Source organism: Polaribacter sp. PL03 (assembly GCF_033875165.1).
Lineage (GTDB): Bacteria > Bacteroidota > Bacteroidia > Flavobacteriales > Flavobacteriaceae > Polaribacter.
In genome coordinates this window covers 418107-437449 of record NZ_JAWZSV010000001.1, presented here as the reverse complement: position 1 = coordinate 437449, position 19343 = coordinate 418107, and the positions used below count along the sequence as shown (strand labels likewise).

The 19343-nt window shown below is 28.3% G+C and carries 18 protein-coding genes; 9 read left to right on the top strand and 9 right to left on the bottom strand.

Annotated elements, in window-relative coordinates; genetic code table 11:
- Positions 1 to 107 precede the first annotated feature (107 nt).
- The 3 genes from rnr (at position 108) to SHK09_RS01870 (ending at position 3482) form a co-directional block, all read left to right on the top strand.
- Positions 108 to 2339 carry a ribonuclease R gene (gene rnr, locus SHK09_RS01880; RefSeq protein WP_319809072.1) on the top strand — a complete coding sequence of 744 codons (2232 nt, stop codon included), beginning with the start codon at positions 108 to 110 and terminating at the stop codon, positions 2337 to 2339.
- 195 nt (positions 2340 to 2534) lie between these two features.
- Complete coding sequence (locus tag SHK09_RS01875; RefSeq protein WP_319809071.1) at positions 2535 to 3224, top strand: head GIN domain-containing protein; 690 nt, start codon at positions 2535 to 2537, stop codon at positions 3222 to 3224.
- A gap of 69 nt (positions 3225 to 3293) precedes the next feature.
- A complete protein-coding gene (locus SHK09_RS01870) occupies positions 3294 to 3482 on the top strand; it encodes a twin-arginine translocase TatA/TatE family subunit (protein WP_319809070.1) in 189 nt (62 codons plus the stop codon).
- 199 nt (positions 3483 to 3681) lie between these two features.
- On the opposite strand, the gene SHK09_RS01865 is transcribed toward SHK09_RS01870, so the two are convergent.
- From SHK09_RS01865 to SHK09_RS01850, 4 genes are all read right to left on the bottom strand, one after another.
- Positions 3682 to 4560, bottom strand: a complete 879-nt coding sequence (locus SHK09_RS01865; RefSeq protein ID WP_319809069.1) for a LytTR family DNA-binding domain-containing protein — start codon at positions 4558 to 4560, stop codon at positions 3682 to 3684.
- Positions 4561 to 4667: 107 nt separating this feature from the next.
- Positions 4668 to 5594 carry an SPFH domain-containing protein gene (locus tag SHK09_RS01860; RefSeq protein ID WP_319809068.1) on the bottom strand — a complete coding sequence of 309 codons (927 nt, stop codon included), beginning with the start codon at positions 5592 to 5594 and terminating at the stop codon, positions 4668 to 4670.
- 151 nt (positions 5595 to 5745) lie between these two features.
- Positions 5746 to 7266: a glutamate--tRNA ligase gene (gene gltX / locus SHK09_RS01855; protein ID WP_319809067.1), complete on the bottom strand. Its 1521-nt coding sequence runs from the start codon at positions 7264 to 7266 to the stop codon at positions 5746 to 5748.
- 457 nt (positions 7267 to 7723) lie between these two features.
- Positions 7724 to 8215: a hypothetical protein gene (locus SHK09_RS01850; RefSeq protein ID WP_319809066.1), complete on the bottom strand. Its 492-nt coding sequence runs from the start codon at positions 8213 to 8215 to the stop codon at positions 7724 to 7726.
- A 112-nt stretch (positions 8216 to 8327) separates the two neighbouring features.
- Here SHK09_RS01850 and SHK09_RS01845 point away from each other — a divergent pair, with 112 nt between their 5' ends.
- Genes SHK09_RS01845 through SHK09_RS01830 form a run of 4 tightly spaced genes read left to right on the top strand, consistent with a single transcriptional unit; the run spans position 8328 to position 15001 of the window.
- The gene (locus tag SHK09_RS01845; RefSeq protein ID WP_319809065.1) at positions 8328 to 11753 is read left to right on the top strand and encodes a DUF4175 family protein; all 3426 of its coding nucleotides are present in this window, start codon (positions 8328 to 8330) and stop codon (positions 11751 to 11753) included.
- A complete protein-coding gene (ybeY, locus tag SHK09_RS01840) occupies positions 11753 to 12169 on the top strand; it encodes an rRNA maturation RNase YbeY (RefSeq protein WP_319809064.1) in 417 nt (138 codons plus the stop codon). The genes SHK09_RS01845 and ybeY overlap by 1 nt, the downstream gene beginning before the upstream one ends.
- 41 nt (positions 12170 to 12210) lie before the next feature.
- Complete coding sequence (gene mnmG, locus SHK09_RS01835; protein ID WP_319809063.1) at positions 12211 to 14088, top strand: tRNA uridine-5-carboxymethylaminomethyl(34) synthesis enzyme MnmG; 1878 nt, start codon at positions 12211 to 12213, stop codon at positions 14086 to 14088.
- A gap of 55 nt (positions 14089 to 14143) precedes the next feature.
- Complete coding sequence (locus tag SHK09_RS01830; RefSeq protein ID WP_319809062.1) at positions 14144 to 15001, top strand: class I SAM-dependent methyltransferase; 858 nt, start codon at positions 14144 to 14146, stop codon at positions 14999 to 15001.
- A 143-nt stretch (positions 15002 to 15144) separates the two neighbouring features.
- On the opposite strand, the gene SHK09_RS01825 is transcribed toward SHK09_RS01830, so the two are convergent.
- The 5 genes from SHK09_RS01825 to panB form a co-directional block, all read right to left on the bottom strand.
- Positions 15145 to 15543 carry a DoxX family membrane protein gene (locus SHK09_RS01825; RefSeq protein ID WP_319809061.1) on the bottom strand — a complete coding sequence of 133 codons (399 nt, stop codon included), beginning with the start codon at positions 15541 to 15543 and terminating at the stop codon, positions 15145 to 15147.
- Positions 15544 to 15551: 8 nt separating this feature from the next.
- Positions 15552 to 15947 carry a hypothetical protein gene (locus tag SHK09_RS01820; protein ID WP_319809060.1) on the bottom strand — a complete coding sequence of 132 codons (396 nt, stop codon included), beginning with the start codon at positions 15945 to 15947 and terminating at the stop codon, positions 15552 to 15554.
- Between the two features lie 25 nt (positions 15948 to 15972).
- Positions 15973 to 16362 (bottom strand): VOC family protein, encoded by a 390-nt coding sequence (locus SHK09_RS01815; protein ID WP_319809059.1) that lies wholly within the window; start codon positions 16360 to 16362, stop codon positions 15973 to 15975.
- 53 nt (positions 16363 to 16415) lie between these two features.
- Positions 16416 to 17363: a 2-hydroxyacid dehydrogenase gene (locus tag SHK09_RS01810; RefSeq protein WP_319809058.1), complete on the bottom strand. Its 948-nt coding sequence runs from the start codon at positions 17361 to 17363 to the stop codon at positions 16416 to 16418.
- Between the two features lie 102 nt (positions 17364 to 17465).
- A complete protein-coding gene (gene panB / locus SHK09_RS01805) occupies positions 17466 to 18284 on the bottom strand; it encodes a 3-methyl-2-oxobutanoate hydroxymethyltransferase (protein WP_319809057.1) in 819 nt (272 codons plus the stop codon).
- A gap of 217 nt (positions 18285 to 18501) precedes the next feature.
- Between panB and SHK09_RS01800 the strand changes: the two genes are divergently transcribed.
- On the top strand, positions 18502 to 19068 hold the full coding sequence (locus SHK09_RS01800; protein ID WP_319809056.1) for a sigma-70 family RNA polymerase sigma factor: 567 nt from the start codon (positions 18502 to 18504) through the stop codon (positions 19066 to 19068).
- Between the two features lie 3 nt (positions 19069 to 19071).
- Positions 19072 to 19332 (top strand): hypothetical protein, encoded by a 261-nt coding sequence (locus SHK09_RS01795; RefSeq protein ID WP_319809055.1) that lies wholly within the window; start codon positions 19072 to 19074, stop codon positions 19330 to 19332.
- Positions 19333 to 19343 lie beyond the last annotated feature (11 nt).

Here is a 19343-nt window from a genome sequence, read left to right as displayed (position 1 = left end):
ATAGATTCATAACATTTTTTTAATCTATAATCTATCTAATAATTGTAATTTGCAGAGTAGGCTAGTTTGTTAAAATATTAGAAACTAGCATAAATAATATAGTATAAATGACAAAAAAGAAAAAAAAAATATACAAAAAGAAAGGTAATGTTGTAAGAGACTTAACTAGAAATATATTTAAAGTTTTAAATGAAGACACAACAAAATCTTATAATTATAAGCAAGTTGCTGCCAAATTAAAAATTACTGATACTGATGGGAAAAATCAGATTATTCAGAAATTAGCAGAATTAACTGCTAACCAAAAAATTAAAGAAACAGACAGAGGTAAATTTCAAGTTAATATAGATAAGAAATATTCTGTTGGTACTTTAGATATTACATCTACAGGTAATGGATACTTTATTTCAGATGATTTCGAGGATGATATTTTTATTCCTAATAACAATCTAGGTAAAGGTTTACACCAAGATACCGTAAAAGCATATGTTTATAAAAAACGAAGTGGTAAAAAAATGGAAGCAGATGTTGTGGAAATTTTAAAACGTGCTAAAACAGATTTTGTAGGAGTTTTACAGAAAAATAAAGACAAAAATTTTGGCTTTGTAATTCCTGATAATAACAAAATGTATGCAGATATTTTTGTATCAGACAGTAAAATGAATGGGGCAGAAGATGGAGACAAAGTACAAGCTACAATTATAGATTGGCCAAAGAATTCTAAGAATCCGTTTGGTAAAATTACTACTGTTCTTGGTAAACCAGGAGATCATAATACAGAAATGCATTCTATCTTATTAGAATATAATTTGCCTTTCGAATTTGAACCAGAAGTAGAAAAAGAAGCAGAAAACTTATCTATAGAAATTACTAAAGAAGAAATTTCTAAACGTAGAGATATGCGTAAAGATTTAACTTTTACGATAGATCCTAAAGATGCAAAAGATTTTGATGATGCATTATCATTTACAAAATTAGAAAACGGTAATTTCGAAATAGGAATTCATATTGCAGATGTTTCGCATTATTTAGAACCAAAAACTATTTTAGATGATGAAGCTTATAAGAGAGCAACATCTGTTTATTTAGTAGATAGAGTAGTACCAATGTTACCAGAAATGCTGTCTAACGGTGTTTGTTCTTTAAGACCACATGAAGAAAAATTAACGTTTTCTGCAGTGTTTGAATTGAATAAAAAAGCAGAAATAGTAGGCGAGTGGTTTGGTAGAACAGTAACATATTCAGACCAACGTTTTGCATATGAAGAAGCACAATCTATTATAGAAAATGTAAAATTATCTGATAATATTTTGCCTTATACAATGCCCGAAGATATTTCTATCATTGATAAGGAATACACCGTAACTCCAGAAATTGTAGAAGCAACTTTAAAATTAGATGAATTGGCTAAAATTCTTCGTAAAAAAAGAATGAAAGCCGGTGCAATTTCTTTCGATAGAGTAGAAGTAAAATTCGATTTAGATGAAGAAGCAAACCCAGTTGGTGTTTTCTTTAAAGAATCTAAAGATGCTAATAAGTTAATTGAAGAATTTATGTTATTAGCAAATAGAAAAGTTGCTGAGTATATTGGTTTTTCTAAAGGAAAAGCAACCAATAAAACATTTATTTATAGAGTACATGACGAGCCAGATGTAGAAAAGTTAGCTTCTTTACAAAACATGGTTAGTAAATTTGGTTATAAGATAAATACAGATACTAAAGAATCTACTTCAGACTCTTTAAACAAGTTATTAAGTGATGTTCATGGTAAAGCAGAATCTAATATGATAGAGACGCTAACCATTAGAACAATGTCTAAAGCAGTCTATACAACTCAGAATATTGGGCATTATGGTTTAGCATTCGATTATTACAGTCATTTTACGTCACCAATAAGACGTTATCCAGATGTAATGACACATCGATTACTACAACACTATTTAGATGGCGGAGACACGCCTAAAGCAGATAAGTATGAAGAAAAGTGTAAACATTCATCAAATAGAGAAGAATTAGCTTCTAAAGCAGAAAGATCATCTATAAAGTACATGCAAATTAAATACATGCAAGATCATAAAGATGAAATTTTCGATGGTGTAATTACAGGAGTTACAGAATGGGGAATTTATGTAGAAATTTCTTCTAACAAATGTGAAGGTATGGTTAGAATTAGAGACATTAAAAGCGATTATTATGTTTTTGATGAAAAGCAATATGCTATTGTTGGTAAATCTTCTAAAAATATGTATCAATTAGGTGATGATGTAAAAGTTAAAGTTAAAAATACAGATTTAGAACGCAAACATTTAGATTTTAATTTAATTGAAAACATCTCTTAATCGTTTTCAATTTTAATATTATTTTAAACTATTATTCCCGTGAAAACGGGAATTTTTGTATTAAATAATTAATGTTTTATACTTTTTTTAATACCCAAAGAATAATAACTTTATTAAATTTGCAACAATAAATATTAATAAAAGTCTTTATAGTGGTATAATTATTGAACTACTTATTATATTAAATTTAAAAAAATGAAAAAAATAATTTTTATATGTGCAGTTTTTATGAGCGTAACAGCTTTTGCACAAACTACAATAAATCAAAATTTAGGTGATTTTACTACACTTAAGGTTTATAATGGTATAGAATTAGAATTAATTAAATCTACAGATCAAAAATTAGAAATAACAGGTGATAAATCTGAAAAGGTTAAAATTAAAAATGTAAACAATACATTAAAATTGTCTTTACCTTTTTCTTTAAAACCATCTAATAATTCTGCGGATGGTAAGATTTTAATTAAATTATACTATAATAAAAATATTAATATAATTGATGCTAATGAAGGTGCAACTATTACCAGTAAAGATTTTAACCAAGATAAAGTAGAGTTAAATGCACAAGAAAGAGCCTTTATTAACATAACTACAAAAACAAAGTACTTAACAATTATTGCTTCTTCTGGCGGAATTATAAAGGTTTCTGGTACAGCTAAGAACCAAGAAGTAGATGTAGATCTTTATGGTATTTACCATGGTTTTAATTTAAAATCTACTGGTAATTCTACTGTAAAATCAGGTACAGGTGCAAAGGCAGAAGTTACTGCAGGTGAAACTTTAAACGCTAAAGTTAGTTTTGGTGGTACTATTTTTTATAAAGGAAACCCAGAGGTTGTAAAAGATAAAAAAGTTATTGGTGGTATTATAGAAAAAAGAAATTAATAGAAGAAATACAATAGATTGGGTTTACAACCTTTTTTGTATCTTTGTAACTAATAAAATTTAAAAAAGATGAATAGTTTATCTATATTTTTTGGAATGATAGGTGGAATGCAAATAGCTATTATTGTAGTTGTAGTTTTACTTTTTTTTGGTGGTAAAAAGATACCAGAATTAATGAAAGGTCTAGGAAGCGGAATTAAGGAATTTAAAAATGCTGCTAAAGAAGAACCAGAAGAAAAATTAGAAGAAAAGAAGTAAATTTAACACTACTTTTAAAATATAAAAAAAGCTCAATTTGTATAAAACAAGTTGAGCTTTTTAGTTTCTTAAATTAAAAAAATCCCCCAACGTTTTTAATTTAATCTACTGTCATGCAAATATAGTTTTTAAAATGAATCTATTAAATTTATGTTATAAAAAGGAAGAAATATGGGGTATTTGGGATAAATGGGAACATTTAACGCAATAAACTCTGTAAAGACTGTTTAGAAAAACTTCTAGATACAGGTATGTCTATATGAATAATATCTGATTTTAATAAATATCCTCTTGCATTTCCAGAAATATCATTTATAAAATTAATATTTACAATATAACTTTTATGACATCTTATAATATTAGAATAATCTTTTAATTGACTTGCTATTTTAGTTAACGTAACTCTTAATATTTTCTCTTGTAAATCACCTTCATTATTTTTTAAAAAGAAACTTGCATAGTTACCTTGAGAAGTTAAGTAAACTAAATTATCTATGCAAAATGTAATATTTTCTTTTCCATTATCTGAATTAATAGTAACTTTTTTAGCTAATTTTTTAGAATTAATAAGCTCATTTTCTTTCTTAATTTCTTTAATTTCTACTACTTTTTTCTCTCTCTTTTCTCGAATACTTTTTTCGTTTATAAAAATAAATAAGGTTAAAGGAATTAAACTCACTAAAAATGTATAGAAAAGAAATTCTAAAAGGCTTAGTTTTTTAAGATTATATGGTTCTTTATACATTTCGCCAAAATACCATACAACAATACCTATAAAGGTAATACCAGTAGCCATCAAAAAGAGGTTTCTACCAATTGTCCACTTATCTTCATTAAAATAATCTTTAAAAATAAGTGCTGGAATATATAATACTATAAATGTTCCTATAAGAGCAATTATTCCTATACCTAAAGTATATTCTAAAATAATTACTTCAAATTGTGCGAGGTAAAAAGGTCTAAAAATATATAAAAATAAGAATACAAATAAGCCATGAAACAAGCTCATTTTAAGTTTAAATACAATTGAAGGATTAAAATAATATGGTTTTGATAACCAATTAATAAATGGTTTCATTATAATAAAAAGTTGTTTTATGTTAAAAAAAAATCAATTCTAAAACCTAAAGATAGTAAGTTTTAGAATTGATTTTAAAAAAAGTGAATAATACTTAAAAAAGTAGCTTAAGAATCTTTCTTTTTAGGCTTTTGATTTTTCATTGCTTCGCCAATTTGGTTACTTGCTGTAAAACTTGCAACCATGTCATTTAACATTTGACTACCTGCTTGTGGTGAGTTTGGTAACAATATTAAATTACTGTTAGTTTCACTACCAATAGATTGTAAAGTATCATAATGTTGTGTTACAACGATTAAAGCAGATGCTTCTTGAGAATTGATACCAACTCTATTTAAAACATCTACAGACTCTTCTAAACCACGTGCAATTTCACGTCTTTGGTCTGCAATACCTTGCCCTTGCAATCTTTTGCTTTCTGCTTCTGCTTTAGCTTTTTCAACAATTAAAATACGTTGTGCATCACCTTCGTATTGTGCAGCTGTTTTTTCTCTATCTGCAGCATTAATTCTGTTCATTGCAATTTTTACTTGCGCGTCTGGATCTATATCTGTTACCAAAGTTCTAATAATATCGAAACCATAATCTGACATAGCATCATTTAATTCTGTTTTTACAGCAATTGCAATATCATTTTTCTTCACAAAAACATCATCTAATTTCATTTTTGGTACTTCTGCTCTTACTACATCAAATACATAAGAAGTTATTTGATCATGTGGGTAATCTAATTTATAAAAAGCGTCGTACACTTTTTCTTTAATTACTTTGTATTGTACAGAAACTTTTAGTTTTACAAAAACATCATCCAACGTTTTTGTTTCAATAATTACATCTAATTGTTGAATTTTTAAACTCAATTTTCCAGAAATTCTATCTACAAAAGGAATTTTAAACTTAAGTCCAGATTGTCTAATGCTATGAAATTTCCCAAAACGTTCTATAATAGCAGCGGTTTGTTGCTTTACCATAAAAAAGGAAGCAAAAAGTACAAGTGCACAAAGCACAATAATAATTGGTAAAATAGTTGGCATAGTAAGTTTTTTAAAGTTAATAATTGATATATGTAAAGATACTAAATCTTAATATTTAATTATTTGACGCATATTTACAGAATTGTTACAGTTTTAAAACAAAAAAACCTCTCAGTATTATTGAGAGGTTTTTATTTATTTGCAAGAAAAACTATAATTTTTCAATTGCGTTTTCTAATCTTTTTATAGTTTCTTCTTTGCCTATCATTGCAATAATATCAAATAGGTGAGGACCTGCTAGTTTACCAACTAAAGATAAACGTAAAGGTTGCATTACTTTACCAAAACCAATTTCTTTAGCAGTAATCCATTCTTTAATTTCTTTCTCTGTATTTTCAGATGAGAAATCTTCGATAGTAGAAATAACAGTAATTAATTCTTGCATTAATTCTGATGTTCCTTCTTTCCAGTTTTTCTTACTAGCTTTTTCATCATATTCTGTTGGAGTTTCAAAAAAGAAATTTGATAATTGCCAGAAATCGTTTACAAAAACAGCTCTTTCTTTAATAGACGAAACAACTTTTAAAACATATTCTTTGTCTTTTGTAATTCCTTTTTCTGCAAGAATAGGAATGTATAAGTCTGTTAAAGCTGCATTATCTTTTGTTTGCATGTATTGTTGGTTAAACCAACTTGCTTTTTCTGGGCTAAATTTTGCACCAGATTTACTAACACGTTTTAAATCGAATGCTTCAATTAAAGCTTCTAAAGAGAATATTTCTTGTTCTGTTCCAGGATTCCATCCTAAGAAAGCTAACATATTAATAAAAGCATCAGAAAAATAACCATCTTCTTTATAACCACGAGAAACATCACCAGAAACTTCATTTGTGTATTCTAAAGGAAACACTGGGAAACCTAATTTATCACCATCGCGTTTACTTAATTTTCCTTTACCAACAGGTTTTAAAATTAATGGTAAGTGTGCAAATTTAGGCGCATTCCAACCAAAAGCTTTATATAATAAAACATGTAAAGGCATAGAAGGTAACCATTCTTCACCACGAATTACGTGGCTAATTTCCATTAAATGATCATCAACAATATTTGCTAGATGATATGTTGGCATACCGTCTCCCTTAAATAAAATTTTATCATCTAAAGTATTGGTATCAATTTTAATATTTCCACGAATTTCATCTTCCATCCTTAAAAGCTCATCTTGTGGCGTTTTAAAACGGATTACATAATTTTCACCAGAATTAATTCTGTTTTGTACTTCTTCATCAGTTAAAACTAAAGAATTTACTAGAGTTCCTTCTGCTCTGTTATGCCAATTATATATAAAGGTTTTTCCTTCTGCTTCATGGTTTTTTCTTTCTGCATCTAAAGCTTCAGAAGAATCAAAACAATAATAAGCCCAACCAGTTGCAATTAGTTTATCTGCATATTCTTTGTACAATGCTTTACGTTCTGATTGTCTGTAAGGACCAAATTTTTCGTTCTTTCCTGGGCCTTCATCAAAAGGAATATTACACCATTCTAAAGCGTCTATAATATATTGTTCTGCATTTGCAACATAACGCGTTTGGTCTGTGTCTTCTATACGTAAGACAAAAGTTCCGTTATATTTTTTAGCAAATAAATAATTGTATAAAGCTGTTCTTACACCACCAATATGTAAAGGTCCTGTAGGACTTGGTGCAAAACGAACACGTACATTAGATTCCATTTTTTTATCTTTTTGAGGTTGCAAAGATAGTTTTCTAAAGGCATAAAAAAAAGCCTTTAGAAAAGGCTTTTAGTTGTTATTCTTATTATAAAAAATTAGAATTTTTTATAAATTCCAATAGATAAAGCCAGTTGTTTTGCAACATTATTACCAAAAAAAGCAGCTGGTAAACTTGCTGTTATTCCAAAATTATCAGAAAATTCTCCAATTGCTTTAATACCTACAACACCGTATTCTTGTTTATCAACATATAAAGCAGTTACTAAATTTAAATCTGGTAATTCTATTTCTCCATTTTTAAAAGATTTTTCAATATCAAGAAAACCAATTAACCAAATATTTTTAGTTATTCTGCGACCATATTCTCCACCAACTTTAAAGTTAGAACTATAATTATTTGTTCTTATTCTAGAACCAATAAAAGTTTGTAAATAAGATGTATTAAAACTTTTTCCTGCTAAGAATAGAGGAGTAAAGGTAAAAGCATCATAACCTGTTCTAATTCCTGATTTTCATCAAAAGAACCCGTATTTCCTTCCACAGAGAATTGACCAGAAAGTAACCAGTCTTTTTTATAAAAATTATGTTTTACACCAATTTCTATATTTCCTAATGAATTTCTATTTTTATTAATTGTTTCACTACAATCTCCAACACAATCAATTGTAGGGTCTATGTATTTTAAATTGTCTATAGAAATTAACTTTAACGGAATATTTACTAGTAAAGTTGTTGTATTAGTAAGACCATATTCACCATAAATTTGCATTGTGTTGTCTGTAATATTTCCTTGAATTTCATAATCTGGATTCCCGAAAAATTCATTATAACTTGGTATTGTTGTAAATGATAATTGAGTATAAAATTTTCCTTTTTCTTTGGTCCATGGACCCTGAGAATACATAGAAATACTTAAGAATAAGAAGATAATTTGAATGCTATTTTTCATGTTTTTTATTTATAGAACTTTAGTAGGCTTGTTTTAAAAAAACTTACAAATTCCTTTTAACAATTTATTTCATTGTAAATCAGCTCAAAAATAGTATTTTTATTAGTTGATTATGAGCGGATTCAAAAACATAGAACAAAAACTACATCAGTTTACCAGAAAATATTACGTAAACGAATTAATTAAAGGAGTTATTTTATTCTTTTCTTTAGGCTTATTATACCTTATTTTTACGTTATTTTTAGAGTATTTTTTATGGTTAAAACCAACAGCTAGAACGCTATTATTTTGGTTATTTATTTTAGTTGAAGTTTTTCTATTAATCCGTTTTATAGCCATTCCTATTTTTAAGTTGATTGGTTTACGAACAGGAATTTCATTAGAAGAATCTTCAAAAATAATAGGAAATCATTTTCCGGAAGTAAAAGATAAATTATTAAATGTTTTACAACTAAAAGAGAATACAAATCAGTCAGATTTATTAGTAGCAAGTATCAATCAAAAAGCTGAAGAATTACAACCTATTCCATTTTTAAAAGCAGTAGATTTTACTAATAATACAAAGTACTTAAAATATGCAATTGTACCCATTTTAATTTTGTTAATTACTTTAATATCAGGCAATAAAGAGGTTTTTACAAAAAGTTTAGACAGAGTTGTAAACTACAGAACAGCATATACACCACCAGCACCTTTTTCATTTTTAATAAATAATAAAAGTTTACAGGTTATTCAAGGAAAAGCAATTACTATTTCTATTGATGCAGTAGGTGAAGTTGTGCCTTCTGAAGCAAAAATTATATTTAATAATGAACAATATTATTTAGAAAATAATGGTAATGGAACTTTTTCTTATACATTTTTGGATGTTAATAAGCCTATTAATTTTTTTATTGAAGCAAACGGAATACAATCTATAGATTATAAAATAAAGGTTATAAATACACCAACTATCAGTAATATTTCTTTGGTATTAAAATACCCTTATTATGTTGGTAAAAGAAATGAAACTATTAAAAATTCTGGTAATTTAATAGTACCAGAAGGAACCTCTATTACTTGGCAAGTTTCTACTTTACAAACTGCAGAAGTATTTTTTATTAATAATGAAAACCGAGTTGCATTTAAAAAACTTACTACTAATAATTTTGAGTTTTCTAAACGAATTTCTACTTCGTTAAATTATGAAATTTCATCTTCAAATAAAAATTTACAAGATTATGAGAATTTACAATTTTCTGTTAATGTTATAAAAGATGAAGTTCCAGAAATATCTGTTGAGACAAATATAGATTCTATCTCTAGAGGTTCTGCACAATTTGCTGGTCAAGTTTCAGATGATTATGGTTTAAAGAAATTACAATTGGTGTATTATGATGAAAATATTCCGCAGGATTTAAAAATGCATGTTTTGCCAATTTCTAAAGCAAATGTGCAAACATTTTTTTATCAATTTCCTGAAGGATTAAATTTACAAAAAGGAATAAACTATGAGTTGTTTTTTGAAGTTTATGATAACGATGCTGTAAATGGAAATAAGAAAGCCAAAACTAAAGTTTTTAATTACAGACAAAAAACAACTGATGAAGTAGAAGAGGAGTTGTTACAAGAACAAAAAAACACTATTAATAGTTTAGAAAATTCTGTTAAGAAACAAGATAAGCAGCAACAAGAGTTAGATAAAATTCAGCAAGAATTACAGAACAAGAAGAATGTAAGTTTTAACGATAAAAAGAAAGTAGAAAGTTTTATAAAAAGACAAGAACAATATAAAAAAATGATGCAACGTCAAACAGACAAGTTGCAAGAAAATTTAGAGGAGAAAAAGGAAGAAAACGAAAACCTTCAAGATAAAAAAGAACAGCTTAAAAAACGAATAGAAGAATTAAAGAAAACCGACAAGCAACAAAAGTTGTTAGATGAAATTGCAAAATTAGCAGAGAAATTAAATAAAGAAGATTTAGTTAAAAAAGCAAAAGAATTAGCGCAACAAAACAAACAACAACAACGTAGTTTAGAAAGAACTTTAGAATTAGTAAAACGTTTCTATGTTGAGCAGAAAACAACGCAAATTGCGAATAAATTAGATGAGTTAGCAAATAAACAAGCAGTATTAGAAAAGAAAGAAGATGCATCTTTAGATGAACAAAAGAAGATTAATGAAGAGTTTAAAGATTTAAAAAAGCAGCTAGATGAGTTGGCAAAAGATAATGAGAAGTTAAAAGAGCCAATGGAATTGCCAGATGTAGAAGATGAAAAAGATGTTATAGATGATGAGTTAAAAAAAGCTGAAGAAAGTTTAGAAAAACAAGACAAGCAATCTGCTAAAAAAAGTCAGAAAAAAAGTGCTGACAAGATGAAAGAAATGAGTGCGAAAATGCAGAAAGCCATGAAGGAATTGGAGGGTGATTCCATTGAAGAAAACATGGAAGATCTGCGTAAAATTTTAGAAAATCTTGTTACTTTTTCTTTTAAGCAAGAAGGCTTAATGAATAAGTTTAACGACATTTCTACTACACACCCAGATTTTGGGAAGGATTTAAAAGAACAGAACGACATTAGAACGTACTTTGAGCATATAGATGATAGTTTGTATGTTTTATCTATGAGATTGCCTAAAATATCTGCTAAAATACAAGATGATCTATCTACTGCACATTATAACTTAGATCAATCTTTAGAAAATTTCTCTGAGAATAGATTCGATAACGGTATTTCTAACCAACGTTATGTAATGACTGCTACAAACAATTTGGCAGATTATTTAAGTAGTATGTTAAACAGCATGAAGAATGCTTCTATGAAAATGGGTAAAGGAAAGGGAAAAGGCAAGGGATTTAGTTTACCAGATATTATAAAGAAACAAGAAGAGCTTTCAGAAAAAATGAAAGACGGAATGAAGAAAGGTAAAAAACCTGGAGATAAACCTGGCGATCAAAAAGGAAAAGGTAAAGATGGAAAGAAACCTGGCGATAAAGGAAAGTCTGGTAAAGAAGGTAAAAGTGGTGATACAGGAGAGAAAGGAAATTCTGGTAAAAATGGTAAAGAGGGCAAAGGCGGTAAGTCTGGAAAAGGTAATGGAGAAGGTGAAGGTGAAAATGATGATTTAGATGGAGAATTGTATGAAATTTATAAACAACAATCTCAGTTAAGGCAACAATTACAAGAAGCTATAAAAGAATCTGAAAATGGAAATACTAATGGTAACGTAGCTGCAAAACGTGCTTTAAAAACCATGGAGCAGTTAGAAAATGAAATTTTACAAAACGGATTTAATGCTGGTACTATTCAAAAAATGCAACGTTTAAATTACGAATTATTAAAGCTAGACAAAGCAGCTTTAGAACAAGGAGAAGATAAAAAACGCAAGTCGAGTGCAAATTTAAAAGAGAGTCAAAGAAATAAAATTAAAGCTTTAGAATTTAAAAAGCAGTTTTATAATCAAATAGAAATACTTAACAGACAATCATTACCTTTGCAACAAAATTATAAACTAAAGGTTCGAGAATATTTTTCTGAACCAAAGAAGCAAAAATAATGATTACGTTTAATTACGAAACTAACTTTACGTTAGAAAACGAAAGCTCTTTAGAAAACTGGATTCAACAAATCATATTAAAACATGGTTGTGAAGAAGGTGAAATTAATTACATTTTCTGTGATGATGAATATCTCCATAAATTAAATGTTGAATTTTTACAACATGATACGCTAACAGATATTATTAGTTTCGATAATTCTTTAGGAAAATTAATAAATGGCGACATTTTTATTTCTATAGAGAGAGTAGAAGATAACGCTAAAGATTTTAAGGTTACTATCCTAGAAGAGTTACAAAGAGTAATGATTCATGGGGTTTTACACTACATAGGTTTTACAGACAAGACCGAAGAAGATCAAATAGAGATGACTAAGCAAGAAAATTCTTCTTTATTGATGTTAAATAATTTATAATCAGAATATTAAATAACACGTTTCACGTGGAACTATAAAAAATGAGTTTATTTTCAACAACATTTGATGTTATAGTAGTTGGTGGTGGTCACGCAGGTAGTGAGGCAGCAGCAGCAAGTGCAAATTTAGGTGCGCATACTTTGTTAATTACAATGAATTTGCAAAATATTGCACAAATGAGTTGCAATCCTGCAATGGGAGGAATTGCAAAAGGACAAATTGTAAGAGAAATTGATGCCTTAGGTGGTTATAGTGGAGTTGTTACAGATAAAACAGCGATACAGTTTAAAATGCTTAATAAATCTAAAGGACCTGCAATGTGGAGTCCGAGAGCACAATCTGACAGAATGCAATTTGCAGAATGCTGGAGAACAATGTTAGAGCAAACAGATAATTTAGATTTTTATCAAGATTCTGTGAATGGTTTATTGTTTGATGGTAATAAAATAGTTGGTGTAAAAACCGCTTTAGGTTTAGAAATAAAAGCAAAAACAGTTGTTATAACTGCAGGTACTTTTCTAAATGGTTTAATTCATATTGGTGATAAAAGTTTTGGTGGTGGTAGAGCAGGAGAAGGAGCTTCTACAGGAATTACAGAAGATTTAGTTGCCAAAGGTTTTGAGTCTGGTAGAATGAAAACAGGAACGCCACCAAGAGTAGACGGTAGGTCTTTAGATTATTCTAAAATGTTAGAACAACCTGGTGATGAAATTACAGAAAAATTTTCTTATTTACCAACTACAAGTGCGTTAACTAAACAACGTTCTTGTTGGCTTACCTATACTAATTTAGATGTTCATGATTTACTTCGTGAAGGGTTTGATCGTTCACCAATGTTTAACGGTAGAATTAAATCTACAGGACCAAGATATTGCCCCTCGATAGAAGATAAGATAGATCGTTTTGCAACTAAAGATAGGCATCAGATTTTTGTAGAACCAGAAGGTTGGACAACTTGTGAAATGTATGTAAATGGTTTTTCTACATCTTTACCAGAAGATATTCAAGACAAAGCAATTCGTTCTATAGAAGGTTTCGAAAATGTAAAGTTTTTAAGATATGGTTATGCAATCGAATATGATTTCTTTCAACCAACCCAATTAAAACATTCTTTAGAAACGAAACTAATAGATGGTTTGTTTTTTGCTGGTCAAATAAACGGAACAACAGGTTATGAAGAAGCTGCTGCACAAGGTTTAATGGCTGGTGTAAATGCTGCCTTAAAAACGCAAGATAAAGAGCCTTTTATTCTTAAAAGAAACGAAGCTTATATTGGTGTTTTAATTGATGATTTAATTACTAAAGGAACAGAAGAGCCTTATAGAATGTTTACTTCTAGAGCAGAATATAGAACACTCTTAAGACAAGATAATGCAGATTTAAGATTAACTCCAAGAGGTTTTGCATTAGGTTTAGCTTCTAAAGAAAGAATGGATCGTGTAATAGAAAAGCAAGAAAAAACAGAATTACTAATTAAGTTTTTACACAACACAAGTGTGAAGCAAGAGGAAGTAAATCCTATTTTAGAAGCTAAAAATTTAGCACTTGTTAATCAATCTATGAAGCTTTTTAAAATTGCTGCTAGACCACAATTATCCTTTTCGGATTTTAAAGACTTAGTTAAATTAAAAACTTTTTTAGAAGATAATGCTATTGCAAAAGATGTAATAGAACAAGCAGAAATTCATCTAAAATATTCTGGTTATATAGATAAAGAAAAAAGTAATGCAGATAAATTAAATAGGTTAGAGAACGTTGTTATTCCTTCTACTTTTAAATATGAAAAAGTAAAATCTCTTTCTTTTGAAGCTACAGAAAAACTAAATAAAATTAAGCCTACTTCTATCTCACAAGCTAGTAGAATTAGTGGTGTATCACCAAGTGATATTTCTGTGTTGTTAGTTTATATGGGAAGATAAAAAATAATAAAAATTGCTAATGTTCCTCGTGGAACAATATTAAAATTAAAATAATATGGAGAATGAAAAAGAACTCTATACAAATTTAATTCCCCTCTTAAATTGTAAAGATTACACTGTTTCTGAAGAGAGTTTCGAAGTAATGACAAACAAAGAGTACAAGATGTTGGTAACATCTCCTGTGCCCGCAGATTTAGAAAATTACTATAAAAGCGAAGATTATATTTCGCATACAGATAGTAAAAAAACACTTTATGATAAACTGTATCATACTGTAAAAAACCATACTTTAAAACAAAAACTTGTTTTACTAAATTCATTTAAAACCGAAACAAAAACAGTTTTAGATGTTGGTGCTGGAACGGGAGATTTTTTAAAAGTTTGTAAAAGTAATAATTGGAAAGTTCTAGGAATTGAACCTAGTTTAGATGCAAGAACAATTGCAGATAAAAAAGGAATTGTTTTAAAAGAAAAACTGTTAGATGTTACTAATAAGAAATTTGATGTAATTACTCTTTGGCATGTTTTAGAGCATGTAGAAAACCTAAAGGAAACAATTAAAGTTTTAAAAAGTTTATTAAAACCAAAAGGAAGAATTATTGTAGCAGTACCAAATTTTAATAGCTGCGATGCAAAGTTTTATAAAGAACATTGGGCGGCTTATGACGTACCTAGACATCTTTGGCATTTTAGCCAATGTTCTATTCATAAATTATTTTCTGAAGTAGAAATGATTGTTGATGAAACTTTACCAATGAAGTTTGATAGTTATTATGTTTCTCTTTTAAGTGAAAAATATAAATTTGGTAAATCTAGGCCTATAAGAGCTTTTTATAGAGGTTTTATATCAAACTTTAATGCAAGAAGAACTTCTGAGTATTCTTCTCTAATTTATGTGATTAAAAACTACTAAAATCAACTTTTAATAGGTTTCTATTAAATATAATTACTTGTTTCATAGAAACACCTTGCAGAAATTTAAAAAGGGCTTAAAACGCATGTTTTAAGCCCTTTTTAAATAGAAATACCTTATAGTAATTTAATTTAAAATAGTTTTTAGTTATTTAATAGAAAGACACCGAATACTGTTATTATAAAATAGACACCTAACGACATCGCTCCTGCATAATCTTTTGCTAGACGTTGTCCAATCAATAAGAAAATTAAAGTAATCGCAGAAAGCTCAATTCCTAATAAAGCAATTTCTTTTACTTCAGATGTGTATAATTGATAAATACCTATAATCATTAAAATTCCGGCAATTACTTCAATTATTAAAATAATAGCTAATAATAAAGGAACACTGTTTTTTAGAGGTGAATTTTTAAAATGTTCTTTAATAAAAGAAACATTGCCATTCCAGTCTAAAAGTTTGTCTATTCCAGATTGAATAAAAGTAACGATTAGAAAAATTAGTATTAATATTTCTGCAGGATAGTTTGATAGGAATTTCATATTTGTTTTTATTTACCGAATAATTTTTGAAAGAAGCTCTTCGTTTTTTTTGTTGCTTCTTGTAATTCTTCTTTTGCATCTTCTGCTAAATCTGTTAATTGTTCTGATGCTTCACTTGCAAATTCAGAAGCCTTTTCAGAAACGTCTTCAAATATTTCTTTAGCATCACCTTTATATTCATCAAGTTTAACTTTTACTTTATCCATGTTTTCATCTGAAAAAGTTTCATTAATTTTTTCTTTAGCATTTTCAAAAGCTTCTTCTGCCTCTTCTTTTAATGCTATAGATTTTTGTTTTGTAGCATTTTTAATTTCATTTGCTTGCTCTTTTAAACTCTCTAAAGTTTCTCTAGGATTTTCTATATTGGTTTTATCAACCTTTTTCGATTCTAAATTTTCTTTCATAATTAACAAATTAATGTTTTTAATTTTATTTAAACGCTTCGTCTTTTGGTTCCCAAAGTTCTATTTTATTATTATCATTATCTAAAATCCAACCGAATTTACCATATTCAAATTCTTCTATTTCACCAATAATTGTAACTCCGTCTTCTTTTAATTCCTGGAGTAATTCAACTAAATTTTCAACTCTATAATTAAACATAAAGTCTTTTTTAGAAGGCTCAAAATGTTTTGTGTCATTTGAAAACGGACTCCATTGTGTTGATGCATCATTACCGTTCTTATCTTTCCACCAAAAAGTTGCTCCCCATTCATCGGTATTAAAGCCTAAATGTTTCTGATACCAATCTTTAGAATTTTGCGGGTCTTTAGATTTAAAGAAAACACCACCAATACCTATTACTTTACCTTTTTTCATTCTTTTAAAATTAATATTCAAGATATCTTAAAAATACATTAATTTACTGATATTCAATTATTTGAATTAAATTTTGCTCTAATTTTGTTTACAATTGTTTGTGCTAATCTTGCTTTGCTTTCGATTGTCCAACCAGCAACATGTGGCGATAAAATTACGTTTTCTGACTTTATTAAATATTGAAAAGCTTCTGGCATTTTATCATCAGAAAAAAGATTTTCAAAAGAAGCTTTTTCATATTCTAAAACATCTAATCCTGCACCTAAAATTTTACCGTTTTTTAATCCAACAACTAAATCTTTGGTAACAACAGAAGTTCCACGTGCGGTATTTATTAACCAAAAACTCTTCTTAAAACTATTGATAAAATTTGCATTTACCATGTTTTTTGTAGTTTCTGTTTGTGGTGTGTGTAAACTTAAAACGTCTGCTTTTTCTTGCAATTCTTTTAATGAAACTTGTTTGCAATTTTCATCACCAATATTTTCTTTTAAGTCATAACAAAGTACTTCTACATCAAAACCTCTAAGTTTTTTAGCGAAAGATTTTCCCATATTTCCATAACCAATTAAACCTACAGTTCTTCCATCTAGTTCAATTCCTCTGTTTTCTTCACGCAACCATTTTCCGTTTCTAACTTCTTTATCTGCTTTGTTTAGCTTGTTAAATAAAGATAATAACATTCCTAAACTATGCTCTCCTACAGCATTTCTATTTCCTTCTGGTGCTGCTATTAAGCTAATTCCTTTACTTTCTGCGTATTCACAATCTATGTTTTCTAATCCGGCGCCAACTCTACCAATAAATTTAAGGTTTGTGGCCTTGTCTAAGAAATTTCTATCAATAGAAAAACGACTTCTAATTATAAAACCATCGTATAAATGAATTTTAGCTTCAATTTCTGCTTTAGAAGATGTGTAATCTTCATCATTAGTAAAACCTAAATTGTTTAGTTGATTTATTAATAAAGAATGATTTGAGTCTAAATGTAGAATTTTCATAGGTAATATTAGATTTTGTTATTCATAAAAAAAGCAGAAATCGAGAAAAGTAATTCTAGATTCCTGCTTTCGCATTTATAATAATTTTTACTTTAATTGTATTTAATATTGCTCTTTGTCACTAGGAAAATCTCCTGTTTTTACATCTGAAATATAGTTTTCGAAAGCACCCGTCATGTCTTTATACAAATCTAAATAGCGTCTTAAAAAACGTGGATTAAATTCATGTGTCATTCCAATCATATCATGTGTAACCAGAACTTGCCCATCAACACCATTACCAGCACCAATACCAATTACAGGAATTGTTAAAGCATCTGCAACTTTCTTAGCTAATTTTGCAGGTACTTTTTCTAAAACCAATGCAAAACAACCTAATCTTTCTAAAAGTAATGCGTCTTCCATTAATTTTTCTGCTTCTTCTTCTTCTTTAGCTCTAACGGTATATGTACCAAACTTATAAATAGATTGTGGTGTTAAACCTAAATGTCCCATTACAGGAATTCCGGCATTTAATATTCTTTTTATAGATTCTTTAATTTCTTTACCACCTTCTAGTTTTATTGAATGTCCACCAGATTCTTTCATAATTCTAATAGCAGAACGTAAAGCTTCTTTTGGGTCTGATTGATAACTACCAAAAGGTAAATCTACCACAACCAAACAACGCTCTATTGCTCTTACCACAGAACTAGCATGATAAATCATTTGATCTAATGTTATTGGCAATGTAGTTTCATGACCTGCCATTACGTTAGAAGCAGAATCACCTACAAGTAAAACATCAATTCCAGATCCATCTAAAATCTTTGCCATTGTAAAATCGTAAGCTGTTAACATGGATATTTTTTCTCCATTAGCTTTCATTTCTACTAAAGATTTTACGGTAACACGTTTATATTGCTTCTTAGCTACAGACATATTTTTATCATTTTAATTGGCGGTAAAAGTAAGGAATATCAATAGATATTTAGCAACTTATAATTTTAACGCTTTGTTTTAAAGTTAAAAATTATATAAATTATTTCAATTTTAAGAAAATATGGAACTTATTTTTAATAAGAATTTTTAAATAAGACAAAAGGGTTAAATAACAGATGAAAAAAATTAACGTTATATTTGGCACTTTAATGAATCAATGGCAGAACAAAAACATACTTTAAACTCTAATAAATGGATAGACAATTATGCAGATTATTTGTATAATTATTCCATTTCTCGTGTAAATAATAGCGACTTAGCTAAAGATCTTGTGCAAGAAACTTTTTTTGCAGGATTAAAATCTGCTAAAAATTTTCAAGGAAAAGCTTCTGAAAGAACTTGGTTAGTATCTATTCTTAAAAGAAAAATTATAGATCATTATAGAAAAATTAATTCTAAAAAAGGGCAAGCAGAAGTTAGAATGAATTTTTATGATGACGGTGAAAATGAAGGAAGTTGGATAGAAGAACGTGTGCCACAAAGTTGGGATAATTCATCTGAAAAGAAAATAGAAAACGAAGAATTAAAAACTCAATTAGAAGCTTGTATAGATAATTTACCTGAAAAATATGCAATGGTTTTTAGAATGAAAACTGTACAAGAATTTGAAACAGAAGAAATTTGTAAGGAGTTAGATATTACTTCGTCAAATTTATGGGTTATCATACATAGAGCTCGAACTCAGTTAAGAAAGTGTATGGAAGATAATTGGTTTAATAATTAAGAAATGTTTAAAAGTTTAAAAATTACGTGTGACGAGGCTACAGCCATTTGTGATAAAAATCAATACGGAGAAGCTTCTTTAAAAGAATTAGTAAAGTTAAATATTCACTTCATTAGATGTAGAATATGTGCTGTTTACACAAAACAAAATATGAAGTTGAGCAAACTTTATAAAGGGTATTCTAAAGGATGTAAAAGTATTAACCATTGCATGTCCTTAGAAGATAAAGATGCTTTAAGAAAGGCATTAGAAGAAAGTAAATAATATAAATATTT